The 22,843-nt window shown below is 43.1% G+C and carries 22 protein-coding genes; 19 read left to right on the top strand and 3 right to left on the bottom strand.

Annotated features, from left to right (window positions below; genetic code table 11):
- Positions 1–37 precede the first annotated feature (37 nt).
- From FTT73_RS01205 to rdgB, 8 genes are all read left to right on the top strand, one after another.
- On the top strand, positions 38–2,173 hold the full coding sequence (locus tag FTT73_RS01205) for a TonB-dependent receptor domain-containing protein (protein ID WP_180190889.1): 2,136 nt from the start codon (positions 38–40) through the stop codon (positions 2,171–2,173).
- 312 nt (positions 2,174–2,485) lie between these two features.
- Positions 2,486–4,816 (top strand): TonB-dependent siderophore receptor, encoded by a 2,331-nt coding sequence (locus FTT73_RS01200; protein ID WP_180190888.1) that lies wholly within the window; start codon positions 2,486–2,488, stop codon positions 4,814–4,816.
- Between the two features lie 72 nt (positions 4,817–4,888).
- On the top strand, positions 4,889–5,572 hold the full coding sequence (locus FTT73_RS01195) for a Fe2+-dependent dioxygenase (RefSeq protein ID WP_005095572.1): 684 nt from the start codon (positions 4,889–4,891) through the stop codon (positions 5,570–5,572).
- 428 nt (positions 5,573–6,000) lie between these two features.
- Positions 6,001–7,698: a 2-isopropylmalate synthase gene (leuA, locus tag FTT73_RS01190; RefSeq protein ID WP_180190887.1), complete on the top strand. Its 1,698-nt coding sequence runs from the start codon at positions 6,001–6,003 to the stop codon at positions 7,696–7,698.
- Between the two features lie 113 nt (positions 7,699–7,811).
- Positions 7,812–8,972 carry a homoserine O-acetyltransferase gene (locus FTT73_RS01185; protein WP_005095567.1) on the top strand — a complete coding sequence of 387 codons (1,161 nt, stop codon included), beginning with the start codon at positions 7,812–7,814 and terminating at the stop codon, positions 8,970–8,972.
- Positions 8,972–9,565, top strand: coding sequence for a methionine biosynthesis protein MetW (metW, locus tag FTT73_RS01180; protein WP_005095565.1), 594 nt, complete (start codon positions 8,972–8,974; stop codon positions 9,563–9,565). The genes FTT73_RS01185 and metW overlap by 1 nt, the downstream gene beginning before the upstream one ends.
- Positions 9,562–10,152 carry a tetratricopeptide repeat protein gene (locus tag FTT73_RS01175; protein WP_005095562.1) on the top strand — a complete coding sequence of 197 codons (591 nt, stop codon included), beginning with the start codon at positions 9,562–9,564 and terminating at the stop codon, positions 10,150–10,152. The genes metW and FTT73_RS01175 overlap by 4 nt, the downstream gene beginning before the upstream one ends.
- A 102-nt stretch (positions 10,153–10,254) precedes the next feature.
- Positions 10,255–10,881, top strand: a complete 627-nt coding sequence (gene rdgB / locus FTT73_RS01170) for an RdgB/HAM1 family non-canonical purine NTP pyrophosphatase (RefSeq protein WP_074383999.1) — start codon at positions 10,255–10,257, stop codon at positions 10,879–10,881.
- 130 nt (positions 10,882–11,011) lie between these two features.
- On the opposite strand, the gene FTT73_RS01165 is transcribed toward rdgB, so the two are convergent.
- On the bottom strand, positions 11,012–11,893 hold the full coding sequence (locus tag FTT73_RS01165) for a permease (protein WP_180190886.1): 882 nt from the start codon (positions 11,891–11,893) through the stop codon (positions 11,012–11,014).
- Positions 11,894–12,078: 185 nt separating this feature from the next.
- On the opposite strand from FTT73_RS01165, the gene tatA reads away from it, so the two are divergent.
- The 4 genes from tatA to FTT73_RS01145 all read left to right on the top strand — a co-directional run bounded on the left by tatA (position 12,079) and on the right by FTT73_RS01145 (position 16,021).
- Complete coding sequence (gene tatA, locus FTT73_RS01160) at positions 12,079–12,297, top strand: Sec-independent protein translocase subunit TatA (RefSeq protein WP_100355649.1); 219 nt, start codon at positions 12,079–12,081, stop codon at positions 12,295–12,297.
- Between the two features lie 9 nt (positions 12,298–12,306).
- Positions 12,307–12,729, top strand: coding sequence for a Sec-independent protein translocase protein TatB (gene tatB, locus FTT73_RS01155; RefSeq protein ID WP_180190885.1), 423 nt, complete (start codon positions 12,307–12,309; stop codon positions 12,727–12,729).
- Positions 12,726–13,505: a twin-arginine translocase subunit TatC gene (gene tatC / locus FTT73_RS01150; protein ID WP_180190884.1), complete on the top strand. Its 780-nt coding sequence runs from the start codon at positions 12,726–12,728 to the stop codon at positions 13,503–13,505. Before tatB ends, tatC begins: the two co-directional genes overlap by 4 nt.
- Before the next feature lie 185 nt (positions 13,506–13,690).
- Positions 13,691–16,021, top strand: coding sequence for a PhoX family phosphatase (locus FTT73_RS01145; protein WP_180190883.1), 2,331 nt, complete (start codon positions 13,691–13,693; stop codon positions 16,019–16,021).
- Between the two features lie 75 nt (positions 16,022–16,096).
- Here FTT73_RS01145 and FTT73_RS01140 read toward each other — a convergent pair whose 3' ends face one another.
- Positions 16,097–16,879: an NRDE family protein gene (locus tag FTT73_RS01140; protein ID WP_180190882.1), complete on the bottom strand. Its 783-nt coding sequence runs from the start codon at positions 16,877–16,879 to the stop codon at positions 16,097–16,099.
- A gap of 93 nt (positions 16,880–16,972) precedes the next feature.
- On the opposite strand from FTT73_RS01140, the gene lgt reads away from it, so the two are divergent.
- The 3 genes from lgt (at position 16,973) to FTT73_RS01125 (ending at position 18,646) form a co-directional block, all read left to right on the top strand.
- On the top strand, positions 16,973–17,782 hold the full coding sequence (gene lgt / locus FTT73_RS01135) for a prolipoprotein diacylglyceryl transferase (RefSeq protein WP_180190881.1): 810 nt from the start codon (positions 16,973–16,975) through the stop codon (positions 17,780–17,782).
- 92 nt (positions 17,783–17,874) lie between these two features.
- A complete protein-coding gene (locus FTT73_RS01130) occupies positions 17,875–18,267 on the top strand; it encodes a hypothetical protein (RefSeq protein ID WP_004729514.1) in 393 nt (130 codons plus the stop codon).
- Positions 18,260–18,646, top strand: a complete 387-nt coding sequence (locus FTT73_RS01125) for a hypothetical protein (protein WP_180190880.1) — start codon at positions 18,260–18,262, stop codon at positions 18,644–18,646. The genes FTT73_RS01130 and FTT73_RS01125 overlap by 8 nt, the downstream gene beginning before the upstream one ends.
- Before the next feature lie 18 nt (positions 18,647–18,664).
- Here the strand turns inward: FTT73_RS01125 and FTT73_RS01120 are convergent, their stop codons facing one another.
- Positions 18,665–19,180, bottom strand: coding sequence for a hypothetical protein (locus FTT73_RS01120; RefSeq protein WP_005103142.1), 516 nt, complete (start codon positions 19,178–19,180; stop codon positions 18,665–18,667).
- Between the two features lie 401 nt (positions 19,181–19,581).
- Between FTT73_RS01120 and FTT73_RS01115 the strand changes: the two genes are divergently transcribed.
- The 4 genes from FTT73_RS01115 (at position 19,582) to FTT73_RS01100 (ending at position 22,780) form a co-directional block, all read left to right on the top strand.
- Entirely contained in the window at positions 19,582–20,073 is a 492-nt protein-coding gene (locus tag FTT73_RS01115; protein WP_180049860.1) for a lipocalin family protein, read from the top strand.
- A gap of 181 nt (positions 20,074–20,254) precedes the next feature.
- The gene (gene thyA / locus FTT73_RS01110; protein ID WP_180101285.1) at positions 20,255–21,097 is read left to right on the top strand and encodes a thymidylate synthase; all 843 of its coding nucleotides are present in this window, start codon (positions 20,255–20,257) and stop codon (positions 21,095–21,097) included.
- A 97-nt stretch (positions 21,098–21,194) separates the two neighbouring features.
- Positions 21,195–21,707 (top strand): dihydrofolate reductase, encoded by a 513-nt coding sequence (locus FTT73_RS01105; protein ID WP_005172777.1) that lies wholly within the window; start codon positions 21,195–21,197, stop codon positions 21,705–21,707.
- A 23-nt stretch (positions 21,708–21,730) separates the two neighbouring features.
- Positions 21,731–22,780 carry a DUF4105 domain-containing protein gene (locus tag FTT73_RS01100; RefSeq protein WP_180190879.1) on the top strand — a complete coding sequence of 350 codons (1,050 nt, stop codon included), beginning with the start codon at positions 21,731–21,733 and terminating at the stop codon, positions 22,778–22,780.
- The last annotated feature ends 63 nt before the right edge of the window (positions 22,781–22,843 follow it).

Below are 22,843 nucleotides of genomic sequence, written 5' to 3'. Positions count from 1 at the left end.
ACAATACTAATTTATTCTTCGGTTCGGGAATTTGGTTATGCATAGTTTTAGTCTTCGTCCACTTACGTTGGCAATTCTTGGGGTTACAACAACATCTGTTTTTGCAGAGACAAATAGTACTTCAAACGTTCCAACTACCACCTTGTCTACCATTGTGGTTTCTGCAGCAGGTTTTGAACAAGATATTAAAAATGCCCCTGCTTCCATTAGTGTGGTCACAAAAGAAGATATCGAAAAGAAAAATGCAACCAGTATTGCTGATTTATTGGCAGATGTTCCTGGTGTTGACGTTCGTAATGGTGTTGGGAAAACGGGTGGTTTAAATGTCAGCATGCGCGGTATGAAGGCAGAAGACACACTCATTTTAATTGATGGCCGTCGTCAAACGACTGCAACTGACAATATTATGCCGAATGGTTTTTCTGAAGCTTCAACGAGCTTTATGCCTCCACTTTCAGCGATTGAACGTATTGAAGTCATTCGTGGCCCGATGTCTACGCTTTATGGTTCGGATGCCATGGGCGGTGTGATTAACATCATCACCAAAAAAGTATCTGACGTTTGGAATGGTAACGTTACAGTTAGTGGTAACGTGATGGATAGCAGTAAAGAAGCTGATTCATGGAAAACCAGCTTCTTGGTGAATGGCCCGATCGTTAACGATAAACTGGGCTTACAACTTCGTGGTAGCTACTACGATCGTGGAGAGTCTGAACGTATCAACAATGGTACTTCTCGAGATCCTCGACCTACAACTGCTGAAAATTACGACGTAGGTGCAAAACTGTCTTTCCAAGCAGATAATCAAAATGCTTTATGGTTAGATGGTTTCCAGTCAGTTCAAACCTATGATAATGCTGATAATCGCTTAGGTACTCAAGATACCCCAGCGAAAGCAAGTGGTTATAAAAATGAATTAGAATTCACGCGTAATCAAATTGCAATTGGTCACGATGGTGATTATGACTTCGGTATTTGGAACACCTATATCAGTCACACTGAAACTGAAACTGATGGCAGAACGCTTCCGACTGAAGCATTTGAAAAAGGGAGTACAAGCCCTCTTATTGGCTCAGATCGTACATTAAAAAGTACCGACTTAGTTGCAGACAGTCATATAGTTTCTCAACTTGGCAATCACAAAGTTACTGGTGGGCTTGAGTTTAAAAAGCAAACGATTGAAGACAATATCGCTCGACACATTACTGGCAAAGATAAGTTCGATAAAGACTCTTGGTCTATTTATGCTGAAGATGAGTGGAAAATTGCAGACTCACTTGGCTTAACTTTCGGTGGTCGCTATGAAGATCATTCAGGTTTTGGTGGTCATTTCAGTCCGCGCGCTTATTTAGTCTGGAATACCAATGATATATTGACCATTAAAGGTGGTATTACTACAGGTTATAAAGCGCCAAGCGCCAAAGATCTTGAAAATGGCCTGGTTGACATGAGTGGCCAGGGTAAAACATATGTATTTGGTAACCCAAACTTAAAACCAGAGACATCGACGAACTACGAACTTGGTTTTAATTTACAGCCAACGGACAAAATTAACTTCACTACTACTGCATTCTATAATCAAATCGAAGATGCGATTATTAGCAAGGATATCAGCGACCAAGCCATTTGTCCTGTTGAAGAATGCTCTCAAGATATCAATGCTCAAGAAGCTAAAGTATATGGTGCTGAGGCAAGTTTACAATATGCAATTTTGCCTGAGTGGGATATCAAAGCATCTTATACTTACACGAAAAGTGAAGTAACAGATGGCGGAAATGAAGGTTTGTATTATAACAATAACCCTCGTGATGCCTTTAACTTAACATCTACTTGGCACATTAATCCTGATTTAGATATTTGGCTACAGCATGAGTATAAATCTAGCCGTACTCGTTTCACAAGCCTCCCAACGTCTGGAGATAATTTAGAAGTTTATAAAATGTATGGCAATAAATTTGCTGGCTATAACCTATTTAATTTAGGTACAAGTTATTCAGTGAATGAACAAGTTCGTGTAAATATGGCTGTAAATAATTTACTCGATAAAGATTTTACTGAACACCAAACTGTGAATGGTGTGACTGGTTATAAATATCTTTCAACTGGTCGTAGCACTTCTGGTACTTACCTACCAGGTCGCAACTACTGGTTATCTGTTTCATACGACTTCTAATGCACGCATCGTAACTCAAAACCCTGCCTCCGGCAGGGTTTTTTCTGGTCCTCAGAGCAGCATGCCCAAAAGTCTTGCCAATATATGCCCTTCCATAAACATCATTATTCTCAATAAAAAATTAATAATCAGATTAATTTATCAATATTTATTAAAAACATAAGCTTAAATTAAAATTGTTACATCATTACATTTAAAAACTCATTTAATATTTTCTTAAAGATCATGAATTCCCATCATTAAAAGATAAAAACAATAACAAGAATCATTATTATTCGCATACATTTTTAATATTCATTTCTTAGGTTTAACATGACCTTCATTAAAACACGTAAAAAAATCGTTTCCTCTGCAATTGTTTCGTCTTTATCAATTGTCGGAACACATGCAATTGCTGAAGAAAATGTAGTTCGACTTGACACCATTCATCAAGAAGTCAAAGCTGAACAAGCACCCAGCTTAAAAGTAGATCAATCTGCAAACAGCAAATTTGTTGCTCCTTTACTCGACACACCAAAATCAGTATCCGTTATTTCAAAACAGCTGATTGCAGATACGCAAGTGACGACTTTAAGTGATGCTTTACGTACTGTGCCGGGTATTACCCTAGGTGCAGGTGAAGGGGGCAATCCAAACGGCGATCGTCCGTTTATTCGTGGTTATAACTCTGAAAGTTCCATGTATGTAGACGGCGTTCGTAATGCCACTTCACAAAACCGTGAAATGTTTGCTGTCGAACAGGTCGAAGTGACTAAAGGTTCTGCGTCTGCCATGGGCGGCGCAGGAGCGACCGGTGGTAGCATCAACATGATTTCTAAAGTTGCGAAGAAAGGTGACTTTTTAGAAGGCTCGGTCGCTGGCGGCACAGATAACTATCAACGTATTACTTTAGATGGCAATAAAGATTTCGGAAATGGTATCGCAGCACGTGTTGCGGTAATGGGCCATCATAATGAAAAAGCTGGCCAGAAAGATGGTGCGGAATATAAACGTGCCGGTATTGCGCCAAGTATTAGCTTTGGTCTGGACACCCCTACTCGCGCGACTTTGGGCTATTACTACTTAAAGTCTGATGATACGCCTGATGCTGGTGTACCTTACGGTACACTTGGAACTGCTGATACTATTGGTAAACCCATTGATGTAAAACAAGGCATTTACTACGGATGGCTTAATCGTGACTTCCAAAAACAAGAAAATCAAATTGGTACATTTAAGTTAGAACATGATTTAAATGAAAATTTAACACTTTCTAACATTGCAAGTTATACCCGATCAAAAAATGATTATGTATGGACTCAACCTGACGATAGTCAAAAAAATATTGCCAATGATGAAGTTTGGCGCCGTGCCAATACACGTATTACCGACACAGAAGGCTATAGCGATCAGCTAAGCTTACGCGGCAAATTTAATACAGGCGCTTTACAACATAGCTTTAATATCGGTGCTGAATATAGTTATCTAGAATCAGATAAAGGCAATTATACAGTTAACAATTCTGGCAATGTTGAACCTGTTCAAACAGTTGATGCTGCTGGCAACCCAGTCTTTGATAAAGATGGTAAACCTGTAATGACCAACCCAATTGGAGGTAACTCTGCATCTGGTGCATGTTCTACAAATTACGGTTATGGACAAGGTGCTGCATCTGAATACTGGTGTACTTCTGCTCTTAACCCTAATTCACGAGATCCATGGTTAGGCAGTATTACTGTAAATAAAGCCATCACCACAACAACTGCAGAAACAACATCTATCTATTTATTAGACAGCATCGAAATCAATCCTCAATGGATAGTCGATCTAGGTGCACGTTGGGATAAATTCGATACGGAACTTAAAACCAATGCAACCGGTGTAAAAATTGAAAACAATACGGACTTTTTCTCATATCAAGCAGGCTTAACATTTAAACCTGTAGAAAATGGTTCGATCTATGCGAGTTATTCGACTTCTGCAAACCCAGTAGGGATTGATGCAGGTGATGGCTCTGAAGCAACAGTCAATGCCAACAATAAAGACCTTGACCCTGAAGAAGCTCGTACTTTTGAAATCGGAACAAAATGGGACTTATTAGATGAAAAACTGAATTTAACTGCTGCCATTTTCCGAACAGAAAAACAAAATACGCGGATTCAACTGGATGCTAGTACATATACTAATGGCGGTGAAACCCAAGTTGATGGTATCGAATTGGGCTTAAACGGTAACATTACCGATAAATGGGCAGTTTCAGCTGGCTATACTTATCTAGACAGCGAAACTGTGAATCCAGGCCCATCTTGTAACCGTCAAGGCGTGTGTACACTGGATAACCCTGCCAAAGGTAAACAAATGCAGAATGTGCCTAAAAACTCTGCAACCCTGTGGACAACTTATGCAATAACTCCAGCTTTAACTTTAGGTGCGGGTGCTGTGGCAATGGATAAAGTCTATGGCGATGCTGCGAATACAAAATATGTTCCGGGCTATGTACGTTACGACGCGATGGCACGTTATAACGTAAATAAAAATGTTGATTTACAATTGAACGTCAACAACCTGTCTGATGAACGTTACTTTACCAAAGCTTATGCATCTCACTATGCCACTGAAGCAGAAGGTCGTAGCGCAGTATTGGCAATCAACTTTAAATATTAATTCAATGTAAGCGCATAGCCTCCTTATGGGGGCTATGCTATTTTCAATATAAAATATTCAGGAAAAGTCTTCGTGCTGCATCATATTCCAAACGTACTGAGCAAAGAACAAGTGCAATATTTCCGGGAGGAGATGAATAAAATCGAGTGGGTGAATGGCAAGGTTACGGCTGGTACGCTCTCTGCAACGGTGAAACAGAATCAGCAATTGCCTGAAGATCATCCCCTGACCCATCATTTAAGTAATATTATTCTTGAATCATTGGGTCAACATCCGCTATTTCTATCGGCTGCGATTCCACTCGATATCATTCCCCCACTGTTCAACCGTTATGAAAATAACGAAGCTTTTGGCTTTCATGTCGACAACTCCATTCGCCGTATTCGTGGCACGAATGAACGTCTCAGAACCGACTTATCCTGTACGGTTTTTTTGAGTGAACCTGAAGAATATGCCGGTGGTGAACTGGTGGTTGAAGACACCTATGGCTATCACGAAGTAAAACTGCCTGCCGGGGATATGATTCTGTATCCATCCACCAGTTTGCATGAAGTCACCCCAATCACCTCAGGTTGCCGAATTGCCTCATTTTTCTGGATACAAAGCATGATTCGTGATGATGCAGAACGGCATATGCTGTTTAATCTGGATCAAAGCATTCAAAACTTGAGAATGCAACTGGGCGATCAGCATGCAGAAGTTATGAAACTGACCAATTTGTATCACAACCTCATGCGCAAATGGGCCGAGCTTTAAAAGCTTGCCCGGATTAAATGCCTTTAGCCATCTAGGGCTATTTTTTCTAAAAATATAGGCTGATATGGCATGATTGGGTGTAAAAAATAACGGCTTATTTCAAAATCAAGAAAATATAAAACACTATACTTAAAATATATGGGAATATTTTTCAAAACTTAAAGCTTATAAGAAAATCTTTATTAAGATACGACTAAAATCTATTAAAAAAGCAAAAACTTTTCGGTTTAACTGGATTAAACTTAAAGTTATAAGTTGATCATGCAGGTTTTTTGATTAAAACTAAATCCCAAATATTCCAGAAGATTTTTAGTTTTAATGCTGGTTCCAATCTGTATGTAGACGATTATAGACACAATCTATTCGGTAACCTTTGCCAGTGCTTCAACCAAGCGCAGACTCTATCAGGTTACACAAGGAGCTCTCTCATGATGTTGGCTGATCCAAGTAAAAAATACCGTCGCATGTATCAACGTGTGGACTTACCAGACCGTCAATGGCCGAACAATGAAATCAACAAAGCGCCAATCTGGATGAGTACTGACCTGCGTGATGGTAACCAGGCGATCTTCGAGCCAATGAACATGGAGCAAAAATTCAAGATGTTCCAGATGTTGGTGAAAATCGGTTTCAAGCATATTGAAATTGGTTTCCCTTCAGCATCGCAAATTGACTTTGATTTCACTCGTAAATTGATTGAAGAAGATCATATTCCTGAAGATGTTTATATCGAAGTTTTGGTTCAAGCCCGTGATCATTTAATTGCTCGTACCTTTGAATCTTTACAGGGTGCAAAACGTGCCATTGTGCATATCTACAACTCCAATTCACCGACTTTCCGCGAGAAAGTCTTAAATGTAGATATAGCGGGCGCAAAACAATTAGCCGTCAATGCAGCACAAAAAGTCAAAGAATATGCCGCAAAACAGCCTGAAACTGAATTTGTCTTCCAGTACAGTCCGGAATGTTTCACTGCGACTGAATTAGAAGTCGCAAAAGATGTCTGTGATGCTGTGACTGAAATTTGGGAAGCATCACCGACCAATAAAGTGATCTTGAACTTGCCAGCAACGGTAGAAGTTTCAGGTCCACACATCTATGCCGATCAAATCGAATGGATGCACCGCAACATTCAGCGTCGTGACGGCGTAATTATTTCTGTGCACTGTCATAATGACCGTGGTTGCGGCATTGCCGCTTCTGAATTGGCGATGATGGCCGGTGCCGATCGTGTTGAAGGTTGTGTGTTTGGGAACGGTGAGCGTACCGGTAACGTCGATGTGGCAGCAATCGCATTGAACATGTATACCCAAGGTGTTGCGCCAAACCTGGATTTCTCCAATATCAATGAAATTATCGCGACTGTAGAAGAATGTACCGGTTTGCCAGTACATCCACGTCATCCATACGCAGGTGATTTGGTCTTTACTGCATTCTCCGGTTCACATCAGGATGCGATCAAAAAAGGTTTCGAATTCCAGAAAGACCAAGAAATGTGGGATATGCCATATTTACCAATCGATCCAAAAGACTTGGGTCGTGACTATGATGCGGTGATTCGCGTTAACTCACAGTCAGGTAAAGGCGGTATCGCCTACTTGTTAGAATCGAATTACAACGTGACTTTACCACGTCGTTTACAAATCGAGTTCTCGCAAATTGTACAAAAACGTACCGATGAACAAGGCACTGAAATTTCTGCAACCGAGATCTGGAAGTTGTTTAAAGAGACTTATGTCGATGTTAAACATGTACATTACTCGACTAAAAACTACAAGTTATCGGATGACAATGGCAATCAGGTGATTGAGCTGGATCTTGAAGTTGAGGGTCAGTCCCGCCGTGTTCGCGGTGAAGGCAATGGTCCAATTTCTGCAATCTTGGATGCACTTCAGTTACCGATTGATGTGGTGAACTATGAAGAGCGCAGCATCAGTTCAGGTGCGCATGCCAAAGCCTTGGCCTTGATTGAACTGCAAGTCAAAGGCACTGGCAAGTCTGCCTTTGGTGCGGGTGTACATGACAACATCGTGACCTCTTCGATTGAAGCAATTCTTGCCTCGACCAACCGTCTGATTGATCAAGGTGTATTAAGCACTGATCAGGTAATCGCTGCTGCGGTCTAACCGGCTGTATTAGAATTAGCGATAATTCATAGCACTAAAATGACTTTAGAAGGATATCCGCTAGTGGTATCCTTTTATTATTCATACTCAAGATTTTAAGGCGAATCCTCCCCGTGTCTTTTCCAGCTGACTCAGTGGGCATTGTTGTCCCACAAAAGTTCCAATTTGAAGAGCCGTTAGAGCTTGAATGCGGTCGCATCCTCCCCCGTTTTGAACTGATGGTTGAAACTTACGGTACCTTAAATGCTGACAAGTCCAATGCCATTCTGATTTGTCATGCCCTTTCTGGTCATCATCATGCCGCAGGTTATCATCATGAAGATGATAAAAAGGCTGGCTGGTGGGACGCCTGTATTGGTCCCGGCAAAGCCATTGATACTGCAAAATTCTTTGTGGTATCACTGAATAATATTGGGGGCTGTAGCGGTTCTACCGGTCCAACGTCACCAAATCCTGAAAATGAAAACCGTCCTTATGGTCCAGATTTTCCGCTGGTCACGGTCCGCGACTGGGTTAAAACTCAGGCTTTATTGTCCGATCGTTTAGGCATTCAGACTTGGGATGCCATCATTGGTGGTTCACTCGGTGGCATGCAGGCACTGCAATGGTCAGTGGATTACCCGAACCGTTTAAGAAAATGTGTGATTATTGCCAGTGCGCCAAAACTTTCAGCACAGAATATTGCCTTTAATGAAGTAGCACGTCAGTCGATTTTGTCTGATCCTGACTTCCACAACGGCCGTTATCTGGAAAATGACAGCTACCCCAAACGTGGTCTAATTCTGGCACGTATGGTCGGTCATATTACCTACCTGTCCGAAGAAGCCATGAAGCAGAAATTTGGCCGTGATCTGAAATCTGGCAAATTTATGTATGGTTTTGATGTCGAATTCCAGGTCGAAAGTTATTTGCGTTATCAGGGTGAACAGTTCAGCCGTAACTTTGATGCCAATACCTATCTGATCATGACCAAAGCACTGGATTATTTTGATCCGTCACGTGAATATGAGCAGTCACTGAAAAAAGCCATGGCCCATACCCAGTGCAAATTTTTGGTGGTGTCCTTCACCACTGACTGGCGTTTTACCCCTGCCCGCTCGCAGGAAATTGTGGATGCCTTAATTAGCAACCATAAACCGGTGAGCTATCTGGATATTGATGCCGAACAGGGTCACGATTCCTTCCTGTTCCCGATTCCCCTGTATGTAAAATCTTTGCGTGCATTCCTGGGTGGTGAAGAACACCTGAAAGCCACACCGAAGGAGGCCGTATAATGCGTATCGATCAACAACTCGCTGAAAAGTGGATTAAGCCCGGTTCTAGCGTACTCGACCTCGGTTGTGGCGATGGTGAACTGCTGGCACAAATGAGTAAAAAACACGATATTCGTGCATACGGATTAGAAATTGATCAGGAAAAGATTGCAATTGCGGTCAGTCGCGGGTTAAATATCATCCAACAAGACTTAAACCTCGGTTTAAGCCGCTTTGCCGACCAGTCTTTTGACAATGTGGTCATGGCACAAGCTTTGCAGGCTGTAGATGCACCTGACGTATTATTGCGTGATATGGTGCGTGTAGGGAAACAGGCCATTATTACGTTTCCAAACTTTGCCCACTGGAAGACCCGTTCTTTCTTGGCGATCAAAGGAAAAATGCCGGTTTCTGAAGCCTTGCCTTATATGTGGTATAACACCCCGAATATCCACTTATGTACATTCCGTGACTTTGAAGCACTCTGTGCGGAAAATAACATCAAAATTATTAATCGACTCGCTGTGAACGGGAATCAAGAAGATAGTTTGCTCAGCAAACATCTCCCTAATCTATTTGGTGAAGTCGCAATTTATCGAGTGAGCGCGCTATGAAAAAATTATTATTAGGTACGACGCTACTGGCTGGACTTTTTGGCATGCAAGCCCATGCAGACTATGTTGCTCCAAGTCCTTCTGTTGCCAGTCAAGCGGCTCAGTATTCAATAATGGATATCAACAGTCTGATCAAAGCAGCTAAAGCAGGTCAGGCCGGTGCACAGTTTTATCTGGCCACCAAATACCAGTATGGCAAAGACATTCAAAAAGATGAACGACAGGCCTTTGCCTGGTACAAAGCTGCTGCCGATCAAGGTTTAGCTGTGGCGCAGTTAAATGTCGGCCGTATGCTGGCAGATGGCATGGGCACCCGAAAAGATGAAGCGCTGGCACGTCAGTATTTTGAAAAAGCAGCCAGCCGTGGTGATAACCGTGCCAGCTTTAACCTGGCCATGATGGAAGAGAAAAAGAAAAACTACATGGGTGCTTATCAGTGGTATGAACTGTCTACCCGTGATGGCATGCTCGACAATAAAGTGATTACCCTTTCTGAAGGCAAGAAAACAGCATTGGCGGCAAACTTGACCCAGGAACAGATCCGTCAGGCGCGTGACCGTGCCGACAGATGGATTCAGGCACAATAAAGCTGAATGGTATAAATAGCACCTTCGGGTGCTTTTTTATTGCCTACAAACCCGCAATGGCAGTTAAAATAGCACGATTGATATTTAGAGAATGAGTGACACATGGCTTCTACAGATTGGTTATCCCAAGGCACACTGGTATTGGCAAGTAATAACAAAGGTAAAATTGCCGAGTTTGAGAAAATGTTTGCGGAACTGCAACTGCCGGTAGATGTGATTCCTCAAGGTCAACTGAATATCGAAGATGCCATCGAAGATGGCTTAAGCTTTGTTGAAAATGCCATTATCAAGGCACGCCACGCGGCTAAAATCTCAGGTAAACCGGCGATTGCCGATGATTCAGGCATTTGTGTGCCAGTTCTTGGCGGAGCTCCTGGGATCTACTCAGCACGTTATGCCGGTGAACATGGCAATGATGCCGCCAATAATGAGAAACTTCTAGTAGACCTTAAACCATTGCGTAAAGATAGCGAAGCGATTGAAGGCATGTTTGTCTGTGTACTGGCACTGGTTCAACATGCTGAAGATCCACTGCCACAAATTTTCCAGGGCATCTGGACGGGTGAAATTTTAGAAGCAGCACGCGGTGAAAATGGCTTCGGTTATGACCCGCTGTTCTGGTTGCCGGAACTCGGTATTTCCAGTGCAGAAATGAGCAAAGAAGAAAAGAATAAAATCAGTCATCGTGGTCAGGCCATGCAGCTGTTTAAAGCCAGTTTGGCGAAATAATTTGTTTTACCCCTCCCTTTTCCAAAGGGAGGTTGGGAGAGATTTAAACATTAATGAATCCCCCTAAATCCCCATTTTTCAAAGGGGGACTTTATAACTCTTTCTAGCCTTCTCTCCAAAAAAGGAAACTTTATAGCGTAGGCATCACCGCATGCAACACCAGCCCATAGATCCCAATCAAAATTGCACTCGCAATCGTCCCCGAAGCAATATATTTAGCGGAATGCCCTGTGCCCTGATAATGGGTTTCTAAAGCCACGATGTTCGCTGCCGGTGGCAATAAGAAATACATCATCATTACACTATAAGTCAGGAGCTGATGTGGAATCGGCAAGAATATATAGGCAATACCAGCCAAGCCTAATGCAAAAATAAAGCGCCCGCTGATCAGCACCAGACTGCGCTTTAAATCCCTCAGCTGAATACGGACATGACGAAGCCACATGCCCAAAATGCACATTCCTGCAAAAGTGACTAAAAATTTATTGGCTGCATATGCCCATTGAAGGGTGGGATGAAACTCATAATGACTAAAGTCCCAAAATGATAAAACCCCTGCAATACTGAGTGCGATCACCGGTGGCGATTGCAGGATATTTTTCAGAATAAATGTCCAATCTTGGCGAGTTTGGCTCACGGCAATGACAGCACTGACATTCCCAAATAATGAGCCACCAATATAAAGTGCAATCATGGTCGACATTGCGTCAGTGCCAAACACTGCTAAGGCAAATGGCAGACCGAGCCATACGCCATTCAAATAGCTAAAACACAGCGCACGCAATTTATCTTTGGCAAAATAATAAAACAGGCTAAACAGCACAATTGAACTAAAAATACTAAAGCCCATCAGCCACAGACTGCCCGCTTTATAAAACACCATATTGTAAATAATCAGCACAGGAATCAGGACACGTGCCAATAAAGCCGCCAAGACAGGTCGAATTGGCTTTAAATATTGCACGCCCCAATAACCAATCAAAAAAGACAGCAGGGGAAGAATCAAGGCCATGACAGTGCTGCTGAGATTTCCATATCAGGTTATATGCTAGCACAGCATCCTTTTCATCTAATGATAGATTTTTCATATGAATTACTCATTACCCTGCTGCCGTGTCGGCAAACTGTCATTAAAGCGTCACTGCATTGTCATACAAGCCTGCTGAGATAGGGGCATGAAATATAGAGGATAAAATAATGGCAGGATTATCAATTTGGCATGTGCTGATTTTTGCAATTGTGGTGATTTTATTGTTTGGTACATCGAAGCTGAAAAACCTGGGTAAAGATGTCGGCGGTGCAATTAAAGACTTTAAAAAATCAGTCAAAGATGAAGAAGCAGAAATGGCCAAGCTGCAAGAACCGCGAACGATTGATGCACAAGTCAAAACCCCTGAAACCTCGATCAAGAGTTAAGAGTCCGCTATGCTCAATATCGGAATGACCGAGCTGCTGTGTTTTGCCATTATTGCATTACTGGTACTCGGTCCGGAAAAACTGCCTGAAGCTGCGCGTTTTGCTGGTAAATGGTACAGCAAAGCAAAGCGCATGATCAGCAATGTTCAGAACGATCTGGATCGTGAATTACGCTTGTCCGAACTGCGAGAACAGATGCAGGCCGAAATGCAGCGGATCCAGCAACTCGAAGCCAAGATGCAGGCACAAATGGCAGATTTGCAGCAGCCGATTGCAACTGATGAATTAAAAATAAAGCCTCAGGCTGCCCAGCCCGTGCTTCGCTATCAGCCTGTGGTACAGCCCATATCAGCGGTGTATTTACCTCAGCCTGCACAAACTCAAGCAGTGATTTCCCAACAACGCTATACAGAAATGAAGGTGGCCGTATGACGTCTTTACCGACCACACCTGCCTCAAATGATGCTGCAGCGCTGAACCTTGAAGAGATGCCGATTACCCAGCATTTGGTGGTGTTAAGAAAACATCTGTTTAAAGTGGTTGCTGTCCTGATTGGCCTGTTTTTCTGTTTGCTGCCTTTCGCCAATCAGACCTATCAATGGTTATCTGAACCTTTACGGGCACAATTGCCTGCCAGCTCGACCATGATTGCCACGGATGTGACGGCAACATTCATGGCACCGTTTAAGCTGAATTTCTTTGTGGCGCTGATGATCACAATGCCGTTTATTCTGTATCAGCTCTGGACATTTGTTAAACCGGCGTTATATGCCAAAGAAAAGAGTCTGGCGCTGCCGCTTTTGATCGGCAGTATTGTGCTGTTTTATACCGGGATCAGCTTTGCCTACTTTGTGGCCTTACCTTCGATCCTGCATTTTTTTATCAGTGTCTCACCGGAAACTGTGGCACCGATGACCGACATTAACAGTTATCTTAGCTTCTGTTTAAAGCTGTTTCTGGTCTTTGGTTTTACCTTTGAAATCCCGATTATTACCTTGGTTTTAATCCTGATTGGGGCAGTTTCAACACAAACCCTGGTGGAGAAACGGCGCTTTATTATTGTCGGCTGTTTCTTTGTCGCGATGTTCGTGACACCACCAGATGCACTGTCGATGATCATGTTAGCTGTACCGATGTGGTTGCTGTTTGAACTGGGTTTGCTGGCCGGAAAACTGATCGAAAAACGCCGTTTAACCGATCAACAATAACAAGAATCCAAAAACAAAAAGAATCGTATTTAACTCAGGCAGCCTTGGCTGTCTTTTTGTTTAAATTTACACCAATATATTGATTTATTTAACTTTATTGAAATATAGACTTAACCATTTTGTCATACTTTAGGTCTAATTTGTTCATAACTTTATAACCAAGCCTTTTTTGCTAGGAACTAAAAATGACATACCAAACACCCTATCATGAAGATCAAGAGCTAGATAATAACAACTCAAATAACATGCACTTTCGTGATATTTTAGAGCAGCGTATTTCTCGTCGTAGCTTAATTAAAAAAACAGCTAGTGGCGCTGCAGCATTGGCTTTGGCTTCTAGCCTGACCGCATGTAGCGATGACGATGATAATGCAAATATTGGGGATGATGAGAACAAACCAACTCCTCCAGCGGACAACAATGTACGTCCAGAAAAATTAAGCTTTAGCCCGGTGAAGAAAAACCTGGATGACTGGGTTACTGTTCCTGAAGGCTATACAGCCACTGTCCTCTATGCAATGGGTGACTCGATTCATCCACTTTACCCAGACTGGAATGATAGCGAGGTTCCATCGGGTCCAAGCTTTCAATTCCGTGCGGGTGACTGCCATGATGGTATGAGCTATTTTGGTTTAAGCACTAAAACTGGCCGTTATGAGGAAAATGCATCTGAGCATGGCCTGCTGGTGATGAACCATGAATACATCAATCAAACTTTTTTACACCCTAAGGGTGCAACTAAAGTAGATGGTCGCCGTCCAGAAGATGAAGTCATTCGTGAAGTGAATGCACATGGTGTTTCAATTGTGCATGTTAAGAAAAATACAGAGTCTCAGGCTGTTGAAATTGTAAAATCATCTCCCTTTAACCGCCGTATTACGGCTTCAACAGTGATGGATTTTGCTGGGCCGGTAACGACCTCTCCATTAATCCACACAGCTTTCTCTCCTAACGGTCGTCAAACTCGCGGTACACAAAATAACTGTGGTAATGGCTATACACCATGGGGTACATATTTAACTGCCGAAGAAAATTTTATTGGTTATTTCCAACGTTCAGGAACAGACCAGTATGCAGCACGCACTGAAGCTGAAAAAATAGCACTTAAACGTTATGGCTTAGGTTTAGAGATTTCTTATCAAACTGAAAAAAATGCCGACGGTACAGTTAAACGTGATGAGAAAGGCAGCATCATTTATATTAAAGATGCCTTTGGTGAAAAAATCCCTGAACTGGATGACCAAGGCCGCACTATTTATTTAGATAAATCTTCTCGTTATGCCTGGGAAACAGCGCCAGCAAGTCTTGAATCACAAGATATGTATGACCGTTGGTCAGCGGACGTTACTAAGGCGTCAGCAAGTCAAGACTATCGTAATGCACCGAATACCTTTGGCTGGATTGTAGAGATTGATCCATTTGATAGTCGCTCAAACCCAGTAAAACGTACAGCTTTAGGTCGTTTTGCGCATGAAGACTGTCGTGCTAGCCGTGCCGTTGAAGGTCAACAGTTTGCCTTCTACATGGGCGATGACTCACGTGGTGAATACATTTACAAATTTGTCTCTGATGCAAAATGGGATCCAAAAGATATCAATACCGGCTACCGTGCTGGTGACAAATATATGAATAACGGTAAGTTCTATGTGGCCAAGTTCAATGCAAATGGAACTGGTCAATGGATTGAACTTGCTCATGGTAAAAACGGTTTAACTGCACAAAATGCAGTATATCCATTTAGCTCTGATGCAGATGTATTAACTTTTGCACGTTTAGCAGGCGATGCCGTTGGTGCAACGAAGATGGACCGCCCTGAATGGGTAGCTGTTAACCCAGAGAATGGTGAGGTCTACGTTACCCTGACCAATAACAGTAACCGTGGCAATAACTCGGCACAACCTGTTGATGCTGCCAACCCACGTAATTACTCAGATCCTGAAGGCGGTAAAGGTAATGTGAATGGCCATATTATTCGCTTTAAAGAGGAAAATACCGCATCAGAAAGCTTTGAATGGGATATCTACTTGTTCGGTGCTGAAGCATCGATGGATGCCAATATCAACCTGTCTGGCTTAAATGATAATAATGATCTGTCTTCACCAGATGGTATGTGGTTTGACCCTCGCGGTGTACTCTGGATTCAGACTGATGACGGCGCTTATACAGATGTAACCAACTGTATGATGCTGGCAGCATTACCTGGACAAGTTGGTGATGGTGGTGTAGTAACAACCTCTAATGGTCAAGCAACAATTGCTGGTGCCAAAGTGACCGATGAAAATCTACGTCGCTTCCTGACCGGTCCAGTAGAGTGTGAAATCACTGGTGTCACCATGACACCGGACTACAAAGCAATTTTCATCAACGTACAACATCCGGGTGAAGATTCTAAAAAATTTGATGCTCCAACCAGTAACTGGCCTGCCAGCCAAACAGATCGTTCGAACAAGACAGCACGTCCACGTTCAGCAACTGTTGTGATTACGCGTAATGATGGAGGCACCATTGCTAGCTAAGTAATTTTTTGTCTAACTTCAAAAATTTAGATAATTTTTTAAAATGCCGACATCTGTCGGCATTTTTTTATTCCATTATTTTTGCAGAGCAATGATTTTCTCAATGGTATGACCTGCGGTTGCACCTTGTTGTGACTTTTCAATCCAGTGCCATTGTTGAGGCTGCATTCTCAAAAAATTGGAACAGCGCGTGCCATAGGCTGGGCTTTGAATAAATGTCGAAGACAGCAGATGTTCCATTTCAATCGAAATCCCTGTTTCGGGTAGTAGTTCAGGAATCACTTTACGTTCATCTTCCAGAATATCCCAAACCGCATGACACAGATCAGTTTCTGGCATGGCTGGTTGTTGCAGCATGGGTAAAAATTCCTGGGTAAAGCGTTTACGCAAATGCCGGGTCTTGTACCAGTCTTCGCTCATCAGGCCGTTGGAGACTACATAGACACCTTGCGCCAGCACTTGCGGCGCTTCACCGCGATTGCTCATATACACCGCCTGCTGCTGGTCTCCAACGAACAGGTTAAAACCGGCATAGTCACACTGCCGTTGTTCCAGATCTTGTGCGAAACGAATCGGCGTTAAGTCCGAATTTAAAAAATCCTGGATGATATGACCACGTGAAGTCGGATAATCTGTCCGATCTTGCCCGTTGCGAAAATTGGTAATCACTGCCCAGCGACCTGAGGCCGTGATACCCATCCAGGTGCCGCCCGACTGCAAATCCTGCCCGGCAATAATCGGACTATCTTCCCATTCATGCAATGCCTGTGTAGGCCGCTGATAGAATTCATCCCGATTTGAAATCAGACATAATGGGGTCTCATCTACAACCCGCCAAGCCAGTGCCACGATACACATAATTTACGCTCTCGATCTTTACACATTGAATGTACAACATTTTTCTTTGCTTTCAGCTAAAATCTGTGCAAAACAGAATCACAAGGAACAGGAATGCTCACCTATCCCAATATTGATCCCGTCGCGATTTCGCTCGGGCCCCTGCAAGTCCACTGGTATGGACTGATGTACTTACTGGCATTTTTATTTGCCTGGGGATTGGCAACGTTTCGAGCCAAACAACGCGGCTGGACGCCAGATATGGTCTCTGACCTGATTTTCTTCGGTGCGCTTGGTGTCATCATCGGTGGCCGTGTCGGTTATGTCTTGTTCTATGGTTTTTCTCAGTTCCTCGCAGATCCTTTATGGTTATTCCAGATCTGGACCGGTGGTATGAGCTTCCACGGTGGTTTCCTCGGGGTTATTCTGGCCATGCTGTGGTGGTGCCGGAAATACAAGATGACTTGGTTCCAGACCCTGGATTTTGTCGCGCCTTGCGTACCCACAGGTCTGATGTTTGGCCGGATTGGTAACTTTATTGGCGGCGAACTGTATGGCCGTCAGGTCAGCGATCCAAACTTTGCCTGGGGCATGATCTTCCCGACCGATCCGCTGCAACTGGTACGTCATCCCTCACAACTGTATCAGGCGCTGTGTGAAGGTTTAATTCTATTTATTGTACTATGGTGGTTCAGCTCCAAGCCGCGTCCGCGTATGGCCGTATCTGCGCTGTTCCTGATTGGCTATGGTCTGGCACGTTTTGTGGTTGAATTCTTCCGTGAACCGGACAATGGTCAGCTGTTTATTGGCTGGATGAGCAAAGGACAATTCCTGAGTCTGCCAATGATCCTGATTGGTTTGTGGATGATGTGGTATGCCTACCAGAAGAAAATTTATGACTGGGGCCCACAGAAAAAAAACTGATTAAATCGCAACATTTAGCGAGGCACCGGCCTCGCTTTTTTATGCCGAAAATATGCTAAAGTGCCGTATATCTCTTCTATTCTTTCATCATTATGCTTGAGTTCTGGTTTAATCCGCAGGTATCTGTTCTCAAAAAACTGTTGATCTTTATTGTGATTGCAGCAACAGCTGCAGGCTTGTACTGGATGGAACCACTGCCCTTAGATTCAATTTTGATGTTTGTCGGTACCGGCATTGTTTTTCTGATCTGCCGTTACTGCAAAATCCACTTTGCCAACAAAAACCCGACCGGTTTGCTGTATAGATTACTGACCTGGATTCCAATTGCCTTATTGATTGCTTTAGTTTTTATGAACATGCAACAGGGCGAAATCCTGATTCCGGGTGCACAAGGTATTGCCTTTATGGCACTGGCGATTTGCCTGTTTTCACCATTGTCGCTGCTCAATCAGAACAAATCAGATGCGGGTTCACCCCATGCTTGAGTTCTGGTATTCCGAACGTTGTAGCCGTCAAAACAAGCTGATGGTCATCATCGTGACCTGTATTTTGATTTATGCAGCATCGACTGTGGCCCAGTTAGATCCGGTATTTGTTGGGGTGAGTTTAGCGATTGGGATTGTCGTGCATTTACTGCACCATTTCCGCCTGAAAATTTCGAAATCCAATCCCTATGCAAATGGCTTTAGCGCCTTGAGCCGGGTGATTCCCATCATTGCCTTAATTACCCTGTTTGGCTATTTGCCTGAACAGCACCAACAATGGGGCAAATTTGCCTGGAGTCTGCAATGTCTTGGCTTTGCCGCGATTGGATTATTTATCGTTTCAATCTATGAAAGCCGTGCGAAGCGTTTTGAGGACTGATCACTTCGCAGTATTTTCTTAGAAGTAAGTTTCCAGACGATAGTAACTATAAGTCACGTTTTTATTGCGATAAACCGCATGATCTCGCTGTTTGAAATCCGATACCCAGGCACTACCTGAATAAGCCGCGATATGTCCATATTTATGTCCCTGAGTACGGTCAATAATATAGATATCGCCTTTTTTCGGCCGATCAAAAGAAGCATTAATTTTCTTATAGCCCAGCTGCATCAGGGTACTTCCCCAATCTGCCGCTGCGACTGGATGGTTCACAATTTTCGCACCAGAGGATTGCAGACCGACACGAATACTGCGCGCACATTTCTGTGTACTGGTATTTCGGGTAATGCCTTGCAGATAACTGGTAAATTTCTCGATATTGATACGATGGCCATTGCTTACGCCTGAAGCATTACGGACAGTGGCTTTGTGGGATGACTTTTTAGGTCTTTGCTCCGATTGGGAACGCACAATGATATTCGCTTGGACAGGAGCATATACTTCGCTCATGTTTACTTGATGATCATAGATCATGCCTTACCAACCGCTCCTCGCCTGTAATTTAGGCTTTCATATTGTTAACAAGCCGAGAATACTAGTCGTTTAAATGTTATCTTTCACATTAAAAATGTAAATAAATTTGTCTATTTTTGCGGCATTCAAATTAAGCCGTTCTTTCTAATACAGTTACAAAACCCATCATCTTTGCAAAAAAAATGTAAAGCAAAGCCAACTCCGACGCCTTGCAAAGTCTTTTCAGCCTGAAATACACAAAATGAGTCCTTATTTTTTTTCTACTCAAACGTGTGACTTTAAGCTGTAGCTCGGCCATTTTCAGACAACATTTCACTACATGATTACATCATTTTGAGCTTTGCACCCTGTATTACACTAATTCGGCATTTTTAAATATTGAACTAAACGGAGAAGAAAAAATGACTCAGGATTTAGCCACTGTTTCAAATTTTAATTTAGAACAATATTTAGGTACCTGGTATGAAATTGCACGTTTGCCAATGAAACACCAGCCCGAAGACAGCACTGATATTTCTGCGGTATATAGCTTGAATGAAAATGGTAAAGTTCGGGTGCAGAACCGCTGTCTGGATGGCGATGGCAAGCTCGATGAAGCCATTGCTGAAGCCAGCATCGTTGATGCAGAACATGCCAAGCTTGAAGTCAGCTTTTTACCCGAAGGCCTGCGTTGGATCCCGTTTACCAAGGGCGATTACTGGGTATTAAAAATCGATCCGGATTATCAGACGGCCCTTGTGGGCGAACCTGGTAAAGAATACTTATGGCTGCTACATCGCGGGACAACTTTAGATGAAGCCACTCAACGTGAATATTTAAGCTATGCAGAGTCCTTAGGTTATGACTTGTCTGATCTGATTCACACCGTGCATACTGGCCATAAAACGGCTTAATTTACTGTACAAAGACCTCTATCAGGAGGTCTTTTTTATTCTGGTTTGAGCGATGAAAGCTCATCAAAAAATGCTATGATATGCGCAATTTAAATTCTCCCTTTCAACAGCAAATTATTTTGGAAATAATCTATACTGCTGTTAAAACGGCGATTTTCAACAGATTTAAATAGAGAGACCTATGCGCCAATATCTTGACCTTTTACAACACATTCTCGACAACGGCGGTGATAAAGGCGACCGTACCGGTACAGGGACACGTTCGGTATTTGGTCATCAGATGCGCTTTGATCTTTCCCAAGGTTTCCCTTTACTCACCACCAAAAAAGTTCATTTCCGTTCTATCGTGATTGAATTATTATGGTTTTTAAAAGGCGATACCAACGTTCAATATTTAAAAGAGCATAAAGTTTCGATTTGGGATGAGTGGGCAACCGCCGAACAGACCGCGCGTTTTGGCCGCCCTGAAGGTGAACTGGGGCCAGTTTACGGTCACCAGTGGCGTAATTTTGGTGCCAGCAAAAATGCAGATAATAGCTATAATCAGGATGGTTTTGACCAGATCAAATGGTTGATTAATGAAATTAAAACCAATCCAAATTCGCGCCGTCTGATTGTATCTGGCTGGAACCCGAATGAAGCAGGCCAAGTGGCATTACCGCCTTGCCATACCTTGTTCCAGTTCTTTGTCCACAATGGCAAATTGTCTTGTCAGCTGTATCAGCGTAGCGCCGATGTTTTTCTCGGTGTTCCATTTAATATCGCCAGCTATGCCCTGTTGACACATATGATCGCGCAAGTCTGTGAGCTGGAGGTCGGTGATTTTGTCTGGACCGGTGGCGATACACATTTATATAGCAATCACTTCGAGCAAGCGCAATTACAACTCAGCCGTGAGCCCTTGGGCCTGTGCCACCTTAAATTGAATCCTGAGATCAAAGACCTGTTCGACTTCAAATTTGAAGATATTGAAATTATTGGTTATGAATCACATCCGGGGATTAAGGCACCCGTTGCAGTGTAAATGTTCCCAAACCAAAGAAAATCAAAATCCCACTTTGCTTAAAGTGGGATTTTGCATTTTAATAGGAGCAAATTTTTATTTGTTTTTGAGTGTAGGTATGGCATTTCAGGATTTAGAAGTCGTTCATGTCGTTGCAATGGATCAGCAGCGCTGTATTGGTAAGGACAATGACCTGCCTTGGCATATCTCAGCCGATCTCAAGCATTTTAAAGAAATCACTCAGGGCGGTGTGATTGTCATGGGCCGCAAGACCCTTGAATCGATGGGACGTGCGCTCCCTAAACGCGTGAACTGGGTCATTAGCCGTGATCCTGACTGGTCTTTTCAAGGCACTAAAGTTGCTCATAACATTGAAGATGCGCTTATTCAGGCAGTTACTGATGTGCAAAACTCAGAAAAACCGACGTCTATTTTCATTATTGGTGGCGGTGAAATCTTTAAACAGACCATGGACATTGCCGACCGTCTGGAACTGACCCATGTTGACCTGGATGTAAAAGGTCATGCCTATTATCCTGAAATTCCGGCAAAATTTAAAAAAGTCGCGACCGAGCAACATATCGACGACAAAACCGGCATTGCTTTTGAGTTCGCAACCTACAGAAAATAAAGCTTATTTCTTATAAAAAAGTGATGATGCAGGGACGCAAAGATATTTCCAGGCATTGGAGTCTGTGGCTGCTGGGCAGCTTATTTACCTTGTTCGTCATGCTGTCGAGTCTGTGGCTCAGCCTGATGCTCTGGGTTCAGCACCCCCTTGGCGAAATCGGCAGCTTGATCCTGATTGGACTGTGGCTGACCTTTGCTCTGCTTGTGCTTGGAATTTATTTCACCCGGCATCTGATTTCGCGTAAAGTCGATAGCATTCTATATCTTCTGGTCTTTTTATTCTGTTTGCTGGGCTATTTTAGTCTGCAAGCGCGTCAGGATCGGGAGTGGAATCCTGAAGTGGCTCAGTTGTTGCACTATGAACAACAAGGCGATCAGGTCACCCTGCACAATATCCGGAACTTTGACTGGCAAGCTGATGGTCGTTATATCGAACGTTGGGAAAGCCGCAGTTTTGACCTGAACCAGATTAGCGGGGTGAATATCATTACCTCCTACTGGATGGGTCCGAAAATTGCCCACACGCTGGTCAGCTTCGATTTTGCCAATCAAAAACCTCTCACCTTCTCGATTGAAATCCGCAAGGAAAAACATGAAGAGTTTTCTGCAATTGGTGGGTTTTTCCGTAAATATGAATTGAGTCTGGTGGCATCGGACGAAAAAGATATTGTGTATACGCGTAGTAATATTCGCGGGGAGCAGGTGTATTTCTTTCCGGTGAATATGCCCCAAGCTCAGGCCAAAGCCTTATTCAAAGAATATCTGGCCCAGGCCGATGAATTGGCCAGAGAACCCAAGTGGTATAACACCCTGACCAGTAATTGCACCACTCTGGTCTTTGATATGGTTCAGGCAGTATCGCAACAACAATTGCCTTCAGATTATCGACTGTTAGCGTCCGGCTATTTACCGAATTATCTCTATGATCTGAAAGTGCTGGATCAATCCTGGGATATGCACACCTGGTACCAACGGGCGCATGTGAATCCACGAGTCAAACAGAGCGCCGATCTGTCCAGCCAGGAATATTCGCAGCGACTTCGTCAAGGCCTGCCTGCACCTCAGACACATTAACTGGCGTTTTTATCACTGTAAATAAAGATACAAAATCAACTGGAACCTGAGTCATTTTTTTGT

The organism is Acinetobacter sp. YH01006 (assembly GCF_013420445.1).
GTDB classification, from domain to species: domain Bacteria; phylum Pseudomonadota; class Gammaproteobacteria; order Pseudomonadales; family Moraxellaceae; genus Acinetobacter; species Acinetobacter pseudolwoffii.
Note: the sequence above shows the minus strand (reverse complement) of the source record. Positions and strands in the feature narration are given on the sequence as shown.